The organism is Psychrobacter sp. Ps3 (genome assembly GCF_022129275.1).
Taxonomy (GTDB): domain Bacteria; phylum Pseudomonadota; class Gammaproteobacteria; order Pseudomonadales; family Moraxellaceae; genus Psychrobacter; species Psychrobacter submarinus.
Genome location: NZ_JADQAL010000014.1, coordinates 26891 through 45480, shown reverse-complemented (window position 1 = coordinate 45480; position 18590 = coordinate 26891). Strand labels below are relative to the sequence as shown.

Genomic DNA, 18590 nt, shown 5'->3' with positions numbered 1-18590 from the left:
TCAACGCACATATTAACGCATCGTCACAAACTCTTCTGCACCGGTTGGATGAATAGCGACGGTATTGTCAAAGTCAGCCTTAGTCGCGCCCATCTTCACTGCTACGGCAAACCCTTGTAGCATCTCATCGACCCCGTAACCGATGCCATGTAGGCCAATGATTTTCTCCTCCTCACCTAAGCACACCAGCTTCATTACGCACTTTTGGCGATGCTGAGTCACGGCGCTATACATCGAGGTAAAGGTCGAGGTGTAGCACTTAATGTTGTCTTTGCCATGTAGCTTCACCGCGTCAATCTCAGATAAACCAATAGTACCGATAGCGGGATGAGTAAAAATCACCGTCGGTATCAAATCATAAACCAAATGCTCATCAGTCTTGTCATTAAACAAGCGCTCAGACAGACGCCTACCAGCGGCGATGGCAACTGGTGTCAGATCAATGCTGTTTTCGATAATGTCACCGACCGCGTAAATACCATCGACACTGGTATTTTGGAATTTATCGACTTTGATTTTGCCAAACTCGGTGGTTTCTACGCCCGTTACTTGTAGGTTGATGTTGTCGGTAGACGGCGCGCGCCCAATCGCCCAAATCAAGCAATCGACCGTATCAAGCGTGCCATCTTTGGTAAATAGCTCTAAACAGCCATCTTCGTTTTTATTGACCTCAGTGAGCGTAGTGTTGGTATGTAGATGAATACCGTCTTGCTCCATCTCTATCAGCAGCGCCTCGACGATAGTGTGATCAAACGAGCGCAGCGGCGAATGCTGGCGGACATAGAGATGTACCTCAGCGCCTAAGCTGTTCAGCACGCCTGCGATTTCGACAGCGATATAACCTGCGCCTGCGATAGCGACGCGTTTGGGCAAATAAGTCAATTTAAAAAAACCATCAGAATCGATACCGTGCTCTGCGCCTGGAATATCAGGGAAAATAGGATGACCGCCCGTCGCAATCAAAATATGGTCAGCAGTGATTTGCTCGCCATTGACCTCAACCGTATTGGTATCGACGAATTTAGCAAAGCCTTTAATCACTTCCACGCCGTTTTTGGCTAAGTTATTATCATAAGCGCGATGGATATTCTCGATGTACTGCTGACGGCTTTGAATGAGTTTTTGAAAATCGAAATTCTTTAACTCAACCTCGAATCCGTAGTCTGGCGCGTACTTCTCAATCGCCTCGGCGACTTGCGCGCCGTACCACATCACCTTTTTGGGTACGCAGCCCCAATTGACGCAAGTGCCGCCTAATTCATCCGCTTCGATAATCGCGCACTTTTTGCCATAGCTTGCTGCACGGTTAATGGAGGCAATACCGCCGCTACCGCCGCCAATGGAAATATAATCGTAATGCTTTGTCATTGTTATGTCTCTTCATTAAGTTTCGGTATAGTTTTGATCTCTATTGTAATGGGTATGGATAATCCATCTTACAAGTTTTTTATCATAAGGGTGTGCCAGCTAGCATCAGTTTATAAAAGTATTTAAACAAAAATAGCCTAACACATAATAATCTCATTTAAACCCACTTAAACCTGCCTAGACTATGGCACGCCGTCTATAAAATAACAGCCCAGGAATGGACAAGCCCAGTACCAATCCTGAGGTCACAAACAAGGCTTCGAATAAATACACCATCATTTGGCTAAATAACTCGTCTGAAAAGCCAAAGTAACCAATCTGCACCATACTGACCATCGCCTTATAAGCGGCGATACCTGGCATCATACAGATGACACTTGGGGAGATTAACGCTTTGGGCGGTAGGGTGTATTTTTTAGAAAAGTACACCCCCAAAAAGCTGGCGAGCATCGCGCCAAAAAAGCTGGCCACCACCAAATGTATATGCTGATAGACCAGCGCCGTTTTTAACCCAAAGCCCAACGCCGTCATCAGCAGACACGGCAAAATATAGCGTTTGGGCACGCTGAACATCAGCGTCCAGCCAAGGGTAATGATGCAAGACAGCACAATGGTCTCAATAAACCACATCTAAAACCCCCAGTGCTGTATGCGCAGTAACACCAGCGCCATCACAATGCCCACACAGGCGGATAAAGTGAGCATATAGGTAAACACCGCACGTCCAATACCGATATTGACATAGCCCTTTAAGATATCTGAGAAAGAGTTAATCAAAGGAAAGCTTGGAACTAGCAACAGCACGCTAGAGGCAACGGCGATATCGGCGTTATTGCCAATATCAAAGTAATAGGTCGTCGCCCCAATCAAAGAGGCGATAAAGGCCGTCACGATGACGGTGATAAAGGGATTGAAGTGGTGCTTTGCTAAGTAGATGCGGGTGAACATCGCCACCATACCCGCGATAAATGTCACCGCCGTAATCGACCAGCTGCCACCATTCAAATAAGCAAACGCCGCACATGACGCACCAACAAATATACTGACTAGCCATGTCGGATATACCGTTTTATCCAACTTATCAAACGCAAGGGTGGTAAGGTCGACCAAACTACCTTTACCTCTAGCGGCTTCGGTCTTGTTGACGATTTGCTGAATTTGTACCAATAAATTGACATTGATGCTTTGGTTGATGGTGTCTCTGGTAGTGGTGATACAGCGCTCATTACAGATAGTCGTCAAAGTGATAGCATTAAAATTTAGCGAACACTCGACGCTACTCATTCCCAATGCAAACCCCAAACGCTTCGATAAGTCCACTACCACAGCAGACTCAGCGCCATACTGCATAAGCAGTAATCCGCAGCGCACGCAGAGTCGAGTGATGCGTTGCTGCTGTACGTAGCTGATAGAAGTCATTGGAGGAATATGCATATTGGCTGCGATATCGATATGGATAGAGGTAAAGATAGCATAACTTGCCTTGCTTATTTGCTACTATTATAAAGCGTAAACCACTGTCACAAGGAGAATAAAATGCATATCGCTATCTTAACGCTGACTTTTGCGCTACCTGGCTGTAGCTCACTCAAAGAAAAGCGCCAACGTATGGGCGGCCTGCACGCACGTTTTGGCAATACGCCAAGCGTCGCCGTCTGTGAGAGCGGAGAGCGCGATCGGCATGATGCCAGCGAATGGACATTCGTTATAGTCGGACTCTATAAACGGGACATCGAGTCGCAATGCAGTCAGATCGAAGAAAAAATAGAACGCACGGTGGATGCAAGGATAATGAATGTTGAGCGGGAGTTTATTTAGGTTGAGGTGTTTTTATGTTTGGAGCTAATCTCGCTTTTCGCTCATATCTTGGTTGCCCACTAGAGCGGTGACTAATAGCCAGTAGCATTCCTGTTGCTTCGATACTGCTCCTAGCTAAGTCACCGCAATCTAGTGGTTAAACAAGGATAACCGCTACAATCGGGGCTAACGGTAAGCTCATGACCTTGCAAATGTCAATCGTGATTAAAGTGCTATAGATTAAAATGACTCAATGTGAGTAGGTTAATATTAGCAGGTATGGTGCGTAAAATGTACTCTATAAATACTATAAGGCTTCGTCCACTTGTTGTATGAATTACAATGTAACGTATGTCAATGCTAAGCTTTAGCATTAAATATAAGAGTATTATAAATGGAACTTGGGAGTGATCATGAATAAGAAGAATAAGACGTTGTACGATTTACTAGGTATCAATAATACTTTGCTAAAGGTTGATAATAACACTATTCAAGATATAAATAAGCAGCTACAAAGCCCATCGAAAACTGAGCCAAAGGATGATTTTTTAAAGTTGAAGACGCAACTTATTTCATTTCTTAGACAATACTTTCCTCAAGAAGTTATCATTGCAATTAATGTCATAGAACTATGGCTACCTAATATATCAGCCACATTCAAACAATCTATTCTAGTAAATACCTTTTTAAGCATTCCTGAAAAAAAGTTTAAGGGTAAGAAGTCGCTTCATACATATGAAGCGTTTGAGCAGTTCACGAAATATTTGATAACTATTTTTCCAGAATATCCAATGATGGAAGACTATGTGCCAGAAATAGACTGGGGTGAAATAAAATTTGAATTGAATAATCAGCTTTACAATATATTTTATGGTGGAGTGATTGAAAGAGTACCCGATTTTTTACAGGCTTTTTTGATTGTGCATGGTGACAAACCTGAAGCCATAAAGGCTATGTCATGTGCGTTAAAGACTCAAAGTTATGTCATTAATCAGCTTAAAAATATAGTTGAATTACCAGAAATTATAGAAAATGGACATTTAGAAGTTCCAAGCATCAGGTTCTGGACTGAGTGTAAGGAGGTACTTATAAACTTAGATAAATATATTTATGATATACCTAATATAATCTCTATATCACTAGGTAAGGAAGGCACTTACTCAAGCGTTCATGAGTTCAGTAATTCGTTTATGCAGTCACAAGTAAACCAAAATATATTTGTTCAGATAACGGAAAAACACTATCCTTTTTCAATCCGCAACAGTATATCCGTAGTCATAGATAAATTTGCTAAAAAATCAGTTGACGTCAAAGATGTTTCATTTCGGCTTTTAGACTTCATTAATCGTAGAGTAAGTACAAGTAGTGAACAGCCTTTACAACTAGTTGATTCTAATCAAATATACTCTACTGTCATAACAGCTGTTCTTCATGCTCAAGACAAATTTTACTTTGTAATAATATTAGATGACGACGAGGATACGGCAGAAATTTTTGAAAGTGATTTACAAAAGGCGCTACAGAGTGATTACTGGGGCTTTAAGAAAATAGATGCTCCTTATGCATTCAATATTAGAAATAAAGGTGAGGAAATAATACCTAGAGAAAAAATAGAAATTCTATATCTAACAGGGGGTGTCACTACAGCAATGGGTATGCTTCCAATAACAGAATTTGGCAAAGTTTTTCCATTAACTGAGTTTATCTCGATATTCGATAGTATTGAAACTATTGATGAATTTGTAGACTTCTTAAGTTTTGTAGAGAAGCATAAGAAGAGTATGTTTTCTCCGATAATTTCTCTAGCAGATAAATTTGGCTCCTTTAAAGATTCAAATGGAATTCTAGAGAAGGGTGCTACTAACTACGATATCATTGCTCTAGACCCACATACTGGTTCTAACTGGAGGTATAAATACTTAGCTGATTATTGGAAAGATTTAATAGTTGATTTTCCTGATAAAAAGAATAAATGGATACCGAGAAGCTCTTACGACAACAACCAGTTTTTAGGTGCTAACGATAGAACTAAGTATAGTTGGTCAACCAAGATTGCAAAAACCAATATACATTTTATGGTTCAATTAGATGAGTTTATATACTTACCTCAAGTAAACGGTAGAATGCTCGATTTTTTTGCGGAGAGTGCTACCGATGCCTTGTCACAGAGGAGAGAGATTATTGCGCAACTTAATATTATCAAACAGTACCAAACCATTATTTTTGAATGTGAATTAAACAAAGAGTATTTAATAAACGATAAAGGTGAAGCCGCACCTGTTGATGTTAATTTCTTTGATAGCTTAGTTTGGGAGGTTCGTCAGAATAATATTGGTAGTAGGGGACGTCTAATCGTTAGTCTGTCTATTAATATTCTAGCTATGAAAAAAGAGTTAGATAAATCTATCAATAGTGAGTTTCAAGGAGGATTAACTAAAAAGATATTAGATGTTATTCATGAAACTAACAATACTTATATTTCAAAGTCAATTATTGAGCCTTTAAAAGAGTCCTATAGGAATAAAACTAGAGTATCTTTGGGTTCTAAAAGTAGAGAGTTCGACTCGCTAGAAAGCTTCCATAGTTTGCCTAAACCTGAACACTATATAACTGCTAGAAAGGAATTAGCTAAAATAATAAGAGATACAGGTTATGAGAAAAAACGTTACGAGCTGACTTCTGCTAAACAAGTGATAAATGACATTGCATCGAAATATTTATCTAAATTACAAGAGTTAGTAGTAACCTATGACAAGTACCAATTAATAGTTGAAGTATTAAATAACTATGATGCATATATATATTATAAATATAACAATAGTTATCGTGCAATACAAAGTCTAGAGCACGAGGTAGCTTTTGATAGAGAAGAGTCAGTGCATGAACTTCAGAGTAGTTTTGCTAGAAACAGTAATGACTTCAGATATCTTCTAGAAAGATTGGTAGCGAATACTATTAGTGGTGATAAAAAGCCTTTGCAAGATGATATGTTATTAATAATAGCTTATGTTGATTGGTTAATGACATTATACTCTGCTAGTGAAGTAATTCATCATGGTATCGATGTTGGCGGTATTGAGATAGATAGCGAATATATACCACAGGTGTTTTTTTCTGATAATTTCGAAGACTTTGACCATGAGTTTGGTCTTGAGCAGGCAAGGAGTAATCTAGGTATAGATACTAATGAGAATGATGCGGTAGTAGGTCTAATTAGTGAAGACTTACTCAATAACCTCAACTTAGCCTTTATAGATGATTTAGGTTTTTCATTTACAACTTTTGCTATAGTGTTAGATGTTCTTCAAAGCTGGGCAGACATAACTAAAATTCAATTAGCTAACCATTACTGTGCATCCTTAGAAGAAGTTACCAGTGTATGTTTAAAGAAAATAAATGAGCTTCAAGATTTGAGTGATATTTCAGAAGTAGAGATATTTAAAGTACTTAATTTTTTAATCTTAAACCCTAAAAGAGTACTGAAAAAGCTTGGTTCCGAAACAGATGAGTTTGATATACCTGTTTTAGAATATAATAAAAGAGACCAACGTCTGAATATTAGACCTCTTATCAGTTTAGGTAATAATGTTATTTGGAGCGCAGGTTGTGCTTATCGTACAAGAGGTATATGGTTAGATAGAGTCGCTGAAGGACGCCTCCCTGCTAATTTTCCTTGGAAAAAGGTCAACAAAGTAGTAGATAATTTAAAAGTCGATATTGAAAAAGAACTTGAAGAGACTACTTTCAAAGTTTTTAACCGTCATTTTAATTCTAAATTTTGTCATCATGGTATAGACTTCAAAAGACGCTTTAAAAAAGAAGCCTTTAATGATGTTGGCGATTATGATGTCCTAGTTTACATTCCTAAATCAAATACCTGGATAATGGTAGAGTGTAAATATAATCAAACACCTTACTGCTTGCAAGATATGAAACGACTTAGAGAAAGAGTTTTTAGAAACGGAAAAAAAACCCATGTACCTAAAATATTAAAGAGATATGAATTTCTTAGAAGTAATCACGATAAAATTTGTGAATTATTAGACTATCAATATTATTCTAATAGTTCACCTAATATCGTTATGTTATATATAACTAGAGAGATTTATTGGATTCATAGACGACCTCCATATTCTATAGATATAGAGTTTATTCAAGTGGATAAACTAGACAGTTGGTTGATTAACAATAAAGAAAAATGGGAAAACGAAGCCCTATTATAGTTTATGGTACAAGGGTCGTTCCAAGGATTGGTCTAGCCCCGATTGTAGCGGATATACTAACAAGGTAGGCGAGTTGCAATGACTTGGTTTTGAGAGAGTATCGAGGCAGCAGTAACATCTCAAACCGTAGTCACCGTCTCGTCTAGACTGGCAGATAGAAATGAAAAGCTAGAATGGCTACCAACAAAAAATGCCACTCTTTAGAGAGTGGCATTTTATCAATCATGACTAACTGTATTAGCTGACGTCTTTGAGTCCTTCCTCAAGCATCGGTTTCAAAAACTCACCCGTGTGCGAGCCCTCGACTTCCGCCACTTCCTCAGGCGTACCTTCCGCGATGATCATACCGCCGCCTTTACCGCCTTCAGGGCCAAGATCAATCACCCAATCCGCGGTTTTAATAACATCCAAATTATGCTCGATGACCACGATGGTGTTACCTTTATCGCGTAGCGCATGCAAGATGTTGAGCAGCTTATCAATATCATGGAAATGCAAACCTGTGGTTGGCTCATCCAAGATATATAGCGTTTGTCCCGTGTCGCGTTTGGCAAGCTCGCGTGCCAGTTTCACCCGCTGCGCTTCACCACCAGATAGTGTCGGCGCGGATTGACCCAAGCGAATGTAGCTCAGTCCCACATCCATCAATGCTTGCAGGCGACGATAGATCGCTGGAATCGCCGAGAAGAACTCAGTGGCGTCCTCTACCGTCATCTCGAGCACGTCAGCGATGGTTTTGCCTTTATAGTGAATCTCTAGGGTCTCGCGGTTATAACGCTTGCCTTCACACGTGTCACACGGCACATACATATCCGGTAAAAAATGCATCTCAACTTTAATGAGACCATCACCTTGGCACATCTCACAGCGTCCGCCTTTGACGTTGAAGCTAAAGCGCCCAGCTTTATAACCACGTGCGCGAGCTTCTGGTGTCTGGGCGAACATCTCACGCACGGGAGTGAAGACGCCAGTATAAGTCGCAGGATTGGAGCGCGGGGTACGACCAATTGGGCTTTGATCGATATCGACCATTTTATCCAAATGCTCAAGACCGCTAATGCTGTCATGCTTATCCGCGATTAGCGTTGAGGCATTGTTTAACTGAGTCGCTGCAATCGGCATCAAGGTGCGGTTGATCAAGGTTGATTTGCCCGAGCCGGATACACCCGTGACACAAGTCATCACCCCAACGGGCAGGCTCAGATCGACGTCTTTTAGGTTGTTGCCTGAGGCGCCTTTGAGCTCGATAGTCATCGGTACCTTTTTAGTTTTGGCTTTCGCTTTACCTTTACCCTCGACCTCTACTGTTTTGGCTTTATGCCGCACTTTTGGTATCTCAATGCGTTTTTCGCCCGACATATATTGTCCGGTGAGCGAGTCTGGCGTTGCCATCACTTCATCGACCGTGCCCTCGGCGATGATATGACCACCGTGTACGCCAGCCCCAATACCGATATCGATGACATGATCCGCTTGGCGAATGGCGTCTTCGTCATGCTCAACGACGAGGACGGTATTGCCCAAATCACGCAAGCGCGTGAGGGTTTTGAGCAGACGATCATTATCACGCTGATGCAGACCGATAGATGGCTCATCAAGTACATACATGACGCCCATGAGACCTGCACCGATTTGGCTGGCAAGCCTGATACGCTGCGCTTCACCGCCGGATAGGGTTTCGGCAGAGCGCGCTAGGGTTAGATAATCGAGGCCAACGCTGACCAAGAAGTTTAAGCGCTCGTTAATCTCTTTAAAGATCTTCTCTGCCACTTCACCTTTATGACCGTCAATCTTTAGAGTCTTATAATAGTCCGCCGCGTCGCCAATGGAGAGCTTGACGATTTCAGCGATGGTCTGGTCATCGACACGCACGTTACGCGAGATTTCATTGAGGCGCGCGCCATCGCAAACGTTACACGTGGTGTCAGCCAGATACTTTGCCAGCTCGTCACGCACTAAGTTGCTTTGCGTTTTGGCATAACGGCGCTCAAGATAAGGTAGTACGCCTTCAAACGGTACGGTTTTATTGGTTTTACGTCCGCGCTCATCGGTAAAGTTAAAGGTGAGCTTCTCTTTACCTGAGCCGTGCATGATTAGCTCTTGCTGCTTTTTGGGCAGCTCCGTCCACGGCGTATCCATATCGATATTAAAATGGTTACAAACGGTGGTTAGCAGCCCAAAATAGTACGAGTGGCGCTTATCCCAACCGTTAATCGCGCCTTGATTGAGCGTCTTATCAACATGAGTAATGAGCTTTTCAGCAGCGAAATACTGACGCTTACCGAGTCCATCACAAGTTGGGCAAGCACCGTAAGGGTTGTTAAAACTAAACATGCGCGGCTCAAGCTCAGGTACAGCGCGATCACAAATCGGACAGCTGTGCTTGGCAGACATCACTTGATTATCAGAGCCGCCCTCAGTAGGATTACCATCCATAAAGTGTAGCGTGACCAGACCTTGGCCTAAGCGCAGGGCAGTCTCGAGACTTTCGGCGACGCGGTTACCCAAATCGTCGCGGACTTTAAAACGATCGACGACGACTTCGATGGTGTGTTTTTTCTTTTTATCTAGCGTTGGTAGCTCGTCAGTATCATAGACATGACCATCGACGCGTACGCGTACAAACCCTTGACCGATCAATTGCTCAAGCAGCACTGTATGCTCTCCTTTACGCTCACGCACTACTGGCGCAAGGATCATAAGCTTGGTCTCATCGGGGAGTGCCATAACCTGATCGACCATCTCGGTCACCGACTGCGCCACCATAGGTTCGCCATGCTCTGGGCAATAAGGCGTGCCGATACGCGCGTATAATAGACGCAGGTAATCATAAATCTCAGTGATCGTACCAACCGTTGAGCGTGGATTATGGTTGGTCGATTTTTGCTCAATAGCAATTGCCGGTGACAAGCCTTCGATGCTATCGACTTCAGGCTTTTCCATCTGCGATAAGAACTGGCGTGCATAAGCGGACAGACTCTCGACGTATCGGCGTTGTCCTTCGGCATATAGCGTATCAAAAGCCAAGGACGATTTACCAGAACCGGATAAACCAGTAATCACCACGAATTTATCGCGTGGGATATCAAGATCAATGTTTTTGAGATTATGAGTACGTGCGCCGCGTATTGCGATATGGTCATGGGCCATCGGTAAGGGGTTTCCTATTTTCTAAAGTGGGTCAGCAGTTCATAAAACTAACCAACAATTGTAAATTTAAAAAGTAAATAATGTTAAGTCATAATAAAATAGATAACTAAAAGGAAAAAGCAGTCAAAGGCTTAACTATTTTTTAAACCCTATTCGCTTTCATTAATTAACAAAAGTCTATCTTTGTCAGTTAGGGGTAAATAGCCAACCGGTATTTATATTTTTACGATAGCTATTGAGCGAGTTTGAAACTGCTGCATTTCTTAGTAAACGAATAATTATCAGCAAGCCATATTCGTAGCAGAACAATAAGTAAAAGAACAATGCTATCAACGCTTTACTTTATAGTTACGATTAGGCGATTATTCAAGTCAGGGACACGTATTAAAGAAGGTTAGTAACAAAACTATAGAGATCATGACGGTAGAGCTAGCGAGTAGCGCCTAGTAATAAAAGTCTCGGCAAGAAAATGGTGAATGTCTTATACTAGGGAGCTTGATTTGAGGCTGAAGTTAGCAGATGTTATAAGATGAACCAGTGAGGCAAGTATGAATAGCGTAGAGAAACGGGCAATCTTAGGGGTAGGCGGTATTTTTGCTCTGCGCATGGTTGGTCTGTTTATGATCGTGCCAGTGTTTTCGGTCTACGGCGATAATTACGCGTATGCTACGCCGTTTTTGATCGGCCTGGCCGTTGGTATCTACGGACTGGGTCAGGCGATATTTCAAATACCGATGAGCCTTGCCGCCGATAAGTTTCCGCGTAAGCCGATTATCATGCTTGGTCTGATACTGTTTGCGGTGGGCGGTATTATTGCCGCCAATGCCACTGATATTTATCAGGTGATCATCGGGCGCGCGCTGGCAGGGAGCGGTGCGGTTTCTGCGGTACTCATGGCATTGCTTGCCGACGTCACCCGCGAGGAGATGCGCACCAAGGCAATGGCGACGATGGGCTTGACTATTGCTACTTCCATCATGCTCGCCTTTGCCTTTGGGCCGTTATTAGTAGGCTCGCTTGGTATCTCTGGTCTATTTTGGCTGACGGCAGGATTTGCTATTTTAGCGATGCTGCTACTTTTTGTCGTACCCACACCAATGCGCGTGCTCAAGCACAATCTGGATAACAAATCGATCGGTGAGCAACTCGCTACCGTGCTCAAAATCGGCGACTTAAACCGTTTGCACTTTGGAATTTTTGCGCTGCATTTGACCATGACAGCGATATTTGTGATCTTGCCGCATCAGCTCACAGAGGTGATGGGTCTATCGGTACGTCAGCAAGGCTTAGTGTATTTGCCGCTATTGTTTGTCGGCTTTGCCGTCGCCATTCCTTTTATTATTATCGCTGAAAAGAAGCGTAAAATGCGCCAAGTCTTTCTAGCTGCTATCGCCTTAATGACTGCAGCCTTGGCATTACTGGCGCTGGGTAGCCAAGTCGGTGTCGGTATTATTGTAGGTTTATTGCTCTATTTTATGGGTTTTAACTTACTTGAGGCCACGATACCGTCTTGGATATCCAAGCGCGCCCCAGTCGCGAATAAAGCCACGGCGATGGGGCTTAATTCATCGAGCCAGTTCTTTGGGGCTTTTGTTGGCGGAGCGATGGGCGGTTTGCTATTGACCCAATCTGACCTACTCGCTTGGGGCATTCTAGCTGCTATTATGGGAGCCGCGTTATTGATCATTCTGCCAATCTCGCAGCCGCCGTATCTATCGAGTACGACAGTAACGATACCCAAAGACGTCGATATTCAGAGCTGGTCGCAGCAGATAACCGCGATTACTGGTGTTGATGAACTGGTCGTTATGGCAAAGGAGCAAGTCGCTTATCTCAAACTGGATAAAACCCAGCTAACGGATGAAGCGAAGCAAGAGCTTGCCAAATTAGCCCAAAGCCCTTTGAATATTTAATTGCGCCATTCAAACCTAATATTACCGGGCAGTGGTATTGTGCGGCAAAAGGGTAGAGCTTGGCATCTTAATACTGAATACACATCACAGATAATAATAATCTATAGGGCCAACTAACGTACAAATGTATAATATTAAGCGACATAGAATGTCGTCTATAAATAAGAGTAGCTAGATATTTATGCAAAAAACGTATAAAGTAAACCTATAATATTAATTGAAAAGTAGGGTTGATAATTATTGACCTTATAAAAATAGATTAAAGTAAGCAACATAGGCTTTTATATAAAAGCTTAGCGCTTATCAACAAAATCATCTATAAAAAAGGAAGACATTATGCGCGGAGTTAATAAAGTCATCATCATCGGTAATCTTGGTGCGGATCCTGAATCGCGCCAATTCAATAATGGCGGTAGTGTTACTAATATCTCAGTCGCTACCTCTGAGCAGTGGACTGACAAACAAAGCGGTGAAAAAAGAGAAGCGACCGAATGGCACCGTGTCTCACTTTTCAATCGTTTGGGCGAAATTGCCGCTCAGTACTTACGTAAAGGCAGCAAAGTCTATATCGAAGGTAGCTTGCGCACTCGTAAATACCAGGCTCCTGACGGTAGTGACCGCTATGCTACCGAAATCCGTGCCGAGCAGATGCAAATGCTAGATGGCGCAAGCGGCGGTCAAGGCGGTCAGCAAGGCGGTGGTCAAGGATTTGGCGGTCAGCAAGGCCAAGCTGGTGGCATGGCAGCAGTCGCACAAGGTGGTCAGCAGGGGGGCTATGGCAATCAAGGTGCACCGGCTCAGAATAACAATCAATTTAGCCAACCAGCACAGACACCGCAGTCTAAGTCTAACGCTATGCCAGACGGCCCAGTCGATGATGATATTCCGTTCTGAGGAATACAATAACAATATGTTGTATAGTGAGCTCAGTATAAAAACGATACAGTGGGACTGGGATAAATTTTACGCAGCCTCTGTCGGCGCAAGCACAGCACGCAAGGAAAATTTATACCAGTTCCACGTTGATATATAATTTATCTGTTTTATTTAGAACCGACTATATTTATAATTCTGTAGCTCATTGATAATAATATCATTGAGCTATTTTTATATCTAAAAGTATTGTATTTATATTCAATAACCAATAAAAAACAACTTATGTTGTTTTTCTAAAAAGTAACGCTATCGATAATGAATTATAAATAGCGTATTATCGTTAATAGAGTTTGGTATAATAGTGAGAGTTAATGCAGTCTGTATTTAGATTGAATTAATTGTTTTATATCTATAATCAAATAATTGCATCGCTCATTAGAGAATAAACGATTAAAGACGATGACGACTAATGGATTATAGATTTTAGGCTATTGAGTCTATTTCCTATAATAAACACTTTTATACCGAGGCTATTATGAAAAATAACAACCCTATTGATTTAGAAAACTTAGACGTCGAGCAACTGCGCGCAATCACTGAAAACGCCCAGCAGCTGATTGATCAAAAACAGCATCAACGTCTATATGATGCTTATATGCAATTTGAGCAAATCGCTGAAGACGCTGATAGCAGCATTGATGAGATTCTAAAAGCCGGCGAGAAGCTTGAGAAGAAGCGCAGCATCAAGTATCGCAACACCGATAACAGCGAAGAGACGTGGACAGGCCGTGGTCGCAAGCCAACTTGGCTTGTGGAAGCCTTAGCAGCTGGCCGTGAACTAAACGAGTTTGCTATTTAATAAAGCTATAGTCGAACCACTATTAAAGTGTTACAGCGTTAGACTCGTTTAGCCTACTACTGTAGTACTTGCACTCGTCTGCCTTGTACCACTTTTAATATTGATTGACTATATCAAATCAGTACGATACTCGGCGCTAAGCTTGAGTAAGAAACCAGTATTTTTATTTAAGAATACTGGTTTTTTTATGTCACCTAGAGCGCATTATTTGCTATGATAATGAGCTTTTAACCCTTTTAAAAGAGTCTTTTATTCGTGCCAAAACTGTCTGCATCGTCCCATAAACGTCCGCGTAAGCTGTGGTGGCTGGTGGGTTTGGTGGTGTTTGTGCTATTTGCAGTACTGCAAATGCCAGCGGCATGGATCGTCGAAAAATATGCGCCTGAGTCGCCGTATGTGCAGCAAGTATCGGGCAATGTCTGGCAAGGCGCGCTTATCTGGCAATTACCACAAACGGGTACGGCGCTGACCGGCTCGGCCAATTGGACTTGGCAGCCGTGGCAGTTATTTTTGGGTAAGCTTAGCGCTGACGTTGAGATTACGACCGGCCAAACGCGCTTAGATGGACAAGTCAAGATAGGGCGCAGCGCATGGCAAGTGGATGATATGAGTGGCAAAATTGCTGCTGAAACTTTGGTCAGTGTCGTCGATTGGCAGCTACCCAACACACCGATTCAGCTCAATAATGTCTCTATACAGCGGCAGTCAGCGGCGGGTGATAAGAGCGCCGGTTTCCATAAAGCGGATGGTCAGCTCACTTGGGTAGGCGGTGAGGTCGGCTATCCTAATGCCGGCAAGATACTCTATATTACGATGCCGCCCATGCGCGCGCAGCTCAGTAGCGAACAAAAAAACGATAACCATCTACTACATGTCAATTTATTAAATAATCAAGACAAACGCTTAGGCGACTTGTATCTAGATGGTGATAACATGTTGGATGTCAGTTTGACCCAGCGCTTACTTGAGAATATGCCAGAATATCAAGGTCAAGCGCCGCAAGATACTCCAGTCATTAGTGTGCGTCAGCCGTTATTAACCGGCTTAGGGGCAAATTGATCATGAGTATGAGCGCACGACTAAAGCCGATAATGGATACGCTCAATCGCTTCTCAGCTTGGCTGTTATTATTAGCGATTATTTGGTTGTGTTGGGTGGCAGCGCGATTATTGTGGCTGATATTAGCGCCGCCACTTGCCCCAGCTTTACCGCTGCAAGCGCTTCAAAACAACGCAAATAGCGCCGTTGACAACAGCAATTTGTTTGCCATTTTTGCAGACCCTAAGCCTGCCGCGGCAGCTGTTCAGCCGCCGCCGAATGTAGAGCTAAAAGGAGTGCTGCTCGCCATACCTGATAGCTTGTCGTCAGCGCTACTAGACGTTAACGGTGACGTCAAAAACTACCGTATCGGTGATGACTTAGCAGACAGCGGTTTTACGCTTATCAGTGTCGATTGGAATGCAGTGATTATTGCTGACGCCGCCGATCAGCAAATCGTTATCGAGTTGCCAGAGGCGCTACCACTCGATCAGCGCGGTTTAGATGACAGCGCTATTGGCAATCAGCGCCTGCCTAATACGGGTAATGCAAGCAATACGCTACCTTTGCCAACCCAAAGCCCGCCGATAGCTACTGATGATCCGCCAGCAGAAGAGAGTCAACCTGCTGACACAAGCTCTGCTATCGAGGAAGCGGTAAGTGCGCTAAAAGAAAACCCAGCCAGTTATCTAAGCCGTATGGGCGTCATGGCGTCAGGCGAGGGCTATCAGGTCACTGCAGCTATGCCATCAGGATTGCGCAATCGCTTAGGGCTTGAGGCTGGAGACAAGGTACTGACTGTCAATGGACAAACGGTTGGTAGCAGTCCAGCGCAAGATGCGACGGTTCTGCAACAAGTGCAGCAATCGGGCGCAGCGCAGATTGAGGTGCAGCGAGGCGAGCAAGTGATTACGATTCGCCAGCAGTTTTAGGGTAGCGCGAACATTTTTATCATAATTTAGTTTTATCAGTTTATCTTACACAAGTTTTACCGCGTTAATTTATAACTGTCAGTCAGCAGTATGTTAGCCTGTAGCATCTTGTACCTCACAGTGACATCACAATGGGTAATCATGACCATGGTAAGTTTGGATAAGTTTTCAACGACAGCTTTACGTCTTTCTATACAGCGGTTACTACGTATATGCCGGCCTTTATACTTAGCGCTGCCATTATGGGCAGCCTCTTGTGGTCTGGCGAGCGCTGAGAGCTGGAAAGTTAATTTGCAAGATGCTGATATAAAAGCTTTTATCAACGAAGTGGCCACTATTACCGACCAAAACTTTGTTCTTGATCCACGTATCAACGGTAATGTCACTGTCATATCCAACCGTGCGTTGTCCCGTGATGAGATCTATCAGTTGTTTTTGAGCGTCATGCAAGTCAATGGTATAGCGGCGATAGATTCAGGTACTACCGTCAAACTAGTTCCAGATAATGTCGCTAAGCAATCGGGGGTGGCGGTCGATTTGCGCGGTGATAGTATGGGCGAGTCGTTGGCCACTCGAGTGATTTATTTGACCAACACGCAAGCGGCTGAGATCTTAGGCGTGATTCGGCCCTTGATGCCGCAGTCCGCCCACGCTGCTGCCGTACCGGGCGTCAATGCGCTGGTGTTATCTGATCGCGCCGATAGCCTCAACCAGCTCACTGCGCTGATTCGCGACTTAGATAGCAATGTCAATGATAGTCTGCAAGTGATACCGCTACGCCATGTCGACGCTGAGCGTATGATGGATCTGATTAGCGCTTTGGTGAGTACCGGCGGCGGTCAGGCAGCAGGCGGCGATCAGCTCAAGGTCATTGCAGATAGCGCAAGCGATAGGCTACTAGTCAAGGGCAGTCCGGAGATGATTGCCAAGGTACAAGAGATGGTCAATCAGCTTGATACCACGCCATCACGCCGGCTCAGCGGTTTGCGCGTATTTCGCTTAAAGTATGCTAGCGCCGCTCATATTGCCGATATGCTACGCGGTTTGTTGGCCAATCAGTCTCTTAATAGCTCAGGGGCAACCTCCACTCTAGAGTCCGCCTCCCTGACTGGGGCTAGTAGTACAGGCGCTACGATCAACGGGGCTGCCAATGAGCTACTCAATAACGCGACTAATAATGCAAACAGCCCTTTTGCGACTAGTGCTACAACAGGCGGCGCAACCAATAGCACCACAGGTCGGCCCTTTAGTATTATTGCTGATGAGACGCAAAATGCCATTATTGTCAATGCTGCACCTGAGCTGATGTTTGAGATTGAAGAGGCGGTGAACCAGCTCGATAATCGCCGCGCCCAAGTGCTCATTCAAGCGGCTATCGTGGAGGTATCCGGCGATGATGCAACGCAATTGGGCGTACAGTGGGCGCTTGGTAATGCCAATAGCGGCTTAGGGGTCGTCAACTTCAACAATGTTGGGGCTAGCGCGACTTCCTTGGCGGCAGCGGCGTTAGCGGGCGGCGGCGTTGCTGGTGCTGCTGGTCTTAGCTCAGCGGCCAACTCTATTGTCGGCGCTTTGATAGGGATTGGTGATAGCCGCAAAGACAGTCAAGGCAACACTGAGTTTTATGGCGCTATCTTACAAGCCCTCGACTCTTCAACCAGTGCCAATCTATTGTCGATGCCTTCTATTTTGACCTTAGACAACGAAAAAGCCAGTATTTTAGTCGGACAAAACGTACCTTTTGTTACCGGCTCTTATACCACTACCGGTAATGACTCTACTAATCCTTTTCAGACTATCGATCGCCAAGACATCGGTATCAATCTCAATGTCATCCCGCATATCGGCGAAAACGGTACGGTGCGCTTGGAGGTCTCGCAAGAGGTTTCATCAGTTGTGCCAGGAAGCGTTGGTAACTCCAGTGGAATCATCACTAACAAAAACCTAATCAACACCACTATCTTGGCAGACGATCAGCAGACCATTGCTCTGGGTGGCTTGATGCGTGATAATACGACGTCCCGCCAGCAAAAAGTGCCCGGTCTCGGTAACGTCCCAGTGATTGGGCGACTGTTTCGCTCAGACAATGACAGTACGCAAAAGAGCAATCTAATTATATTTTTGCAGCCGACGATATTGCGTGATGGCGGCGCGGTGGCTAGCGTCACTGAGCGCAAATTCAATCAGATGCGCGTCTTACAATTAGTCATTGATAAAAACGGCACCATCAAGCAGCTGCCTCTTAGCGGTACTGAAGGCTGGGATGGTGAGGTCAATAAAGATTATGAGCTCATGCCGCTAAATCCACTGATTCCTAAACGCGATCAGACGCCAAATCGAATAACCCCGCCATCAGGCTTCACGCGCGTTGATAGCCCAAATGCAGGTATTACTACTTATCCTATTAGCCAGTAGCTTTGCTAGCGGGTATCAA

General features: G+C 43.9%; 12 protein-coding genes. 8 read left to right on the top strand and 4 right to left on the bottom strand.

Annotated features, from left to right (window positions below):
• Positions 1–12 precede the first annotated feature (12 nt).
• From gorA to I3248_RS06295, 3 genes are all read right to left on the bottom strand, one after another.
• Entirely contained in the window at positions 13–1368 is a 1356-nt protein-coding gene (gene gorA / locus I3248_RS06305; RefSeq protein WP_238062996.1) for a glutathione-disulfide reductase, read from the bottom strand.
• Positions 1369–1545: 177 nt separating this feature from the next.
• Complete coding sequence (locus tag I3248_RS06300) at positions 1546–1998, bottom strand: threonine/serine exporter family protein (RefSeq protein WP_238062995.1); 453 nt, start codon at positions 1996–1998, stop codon at positions 1546–1548.
• Positions 1999–2787 (bottom strand): threonine/serine exporter family protein, encoded by a 789-nt coding sequence (locus I3248_RS06295; protein ID WP_238063011.1) that lies wholly within the window; start codon positions 2785–2787, stop codon positions 1999–2001.
• 117 nt (positions 2788–2904) lie between these two features.
• Here I3248_RS06295 and I3248_RS06290 point away from each other — a divergent pair, with 117 nt between their 5' ends.
• Entirely contained in the window at positions 2905–3186 is a 282-nt protein-coding gene (locus tag I3248_RS06290; protein ID WP_238062994.1) for a DUF503 domain-containing protein, read from the top strand.
• 392 nt (positions 3187–3578) lie between these two features.
• Positions 3579–7388 (top strand): hypothetical protein, encoded by a 3810-nt coding sequence (locus I3248_RS06285; RefSeq protein ID WP_238062993.1) that lies wholly within the window; start codon positions 3579–3581, stop codon positions 7386–7388.
• Positions 7389–7625: 237 nt separating this feature from the next.
• On the opposite strand, the gene uvrA is transcribed toward I3248_RS06285, so the two are convergent.
• Positions 7626–10538 (bottom strand): excinuclease ABC subunit UvrA, encoded by a 2913-nt coding sequence (uvrA, locus tag I3248_RS06280; protein WP_238062992.1) that lies wholly within the window; start codon positions 10536–10538, stop codon positions 7626–7628.
• A gap of 548 nt (positions 10539–11086) precedes the next feature.
• Here uvrA and I3248_RS06275 point away from each other — a divergent pair.
• The 6 genes from I3248_RS06275 to gspD all read left to right on the top strand — a co-directional run bounded on the left by I3248_RS06275 (position 11087) and on the right by gspD (position 18571).
• Positions 11087–12451 carry an MFS transporter gene (locus I3248_RS06275; protein WP_238062991.1) on the top strand — a complete coding sequence of 455 codons (1365 nt, stop codon included), beginning with the start codon at positions 11087–11089 and terminating at the stop codon, positions 12449–12451.
• Positions 12452–12787: 336 nt separating this feature from the next.
• Positions 12788–13345: a single-stranded DNA-binding protein gene (gene ssb, locus I3248_RS06270; protein WP_238062990.1), complete on the top strand. Its 558-nt coding sequence runs from the start codon at positions 12788–12790 to the stop codon at positions 13343–13345.
• A gap of 517 nt (positions 13346–13862) precedes the next feature.
• Positions 13863–14186 (top strand): H-NS histone family protein, encoded by a 324-nt coding sequence (locus I3248_RS06265; protein WP_025645959.1) that lies wholly within the window; start codon positions 13863–13865, stop codon positions 14184–14186.
• A gap of 255 nt (positions 14187–14441) precedes the next feature.
• Complete coding sequence (gene gspN, locus I3248_RS06260; RefSeq protein WP_238062989.1) at positions 14442–15245, top strand: type II secretion system protein N; 804 nt, start codon at positions 14442–14444, stop codon at positions 15243–15245.
• A 2-nt stretch (positions 15246–15247) separates the two neighbouring features.
• Positions 15248–16156, top strand: coding sequence for a type II secretion system protein N (locus I3248_RS06255; protein WP_238062988.1), 909 nt, complete (start codon positions 15248–15250; stop codon positions 16154–16156).
• A 141-nt stretch (positions 16157–16297) separates the two neighbouring features.
• Complete coding sequence (gene gspD, locus I3248_RS06250) at positions 16298–18571, top strand: type II secretion system secretin GspD (protein WP_238062987.1); 2274 nt, start codon at positions 16298–16300, stop codon at positions 18569–18571.
• The last annotated feature ends 19 nt before the right edge of the window (positions 18572–18590 follow it).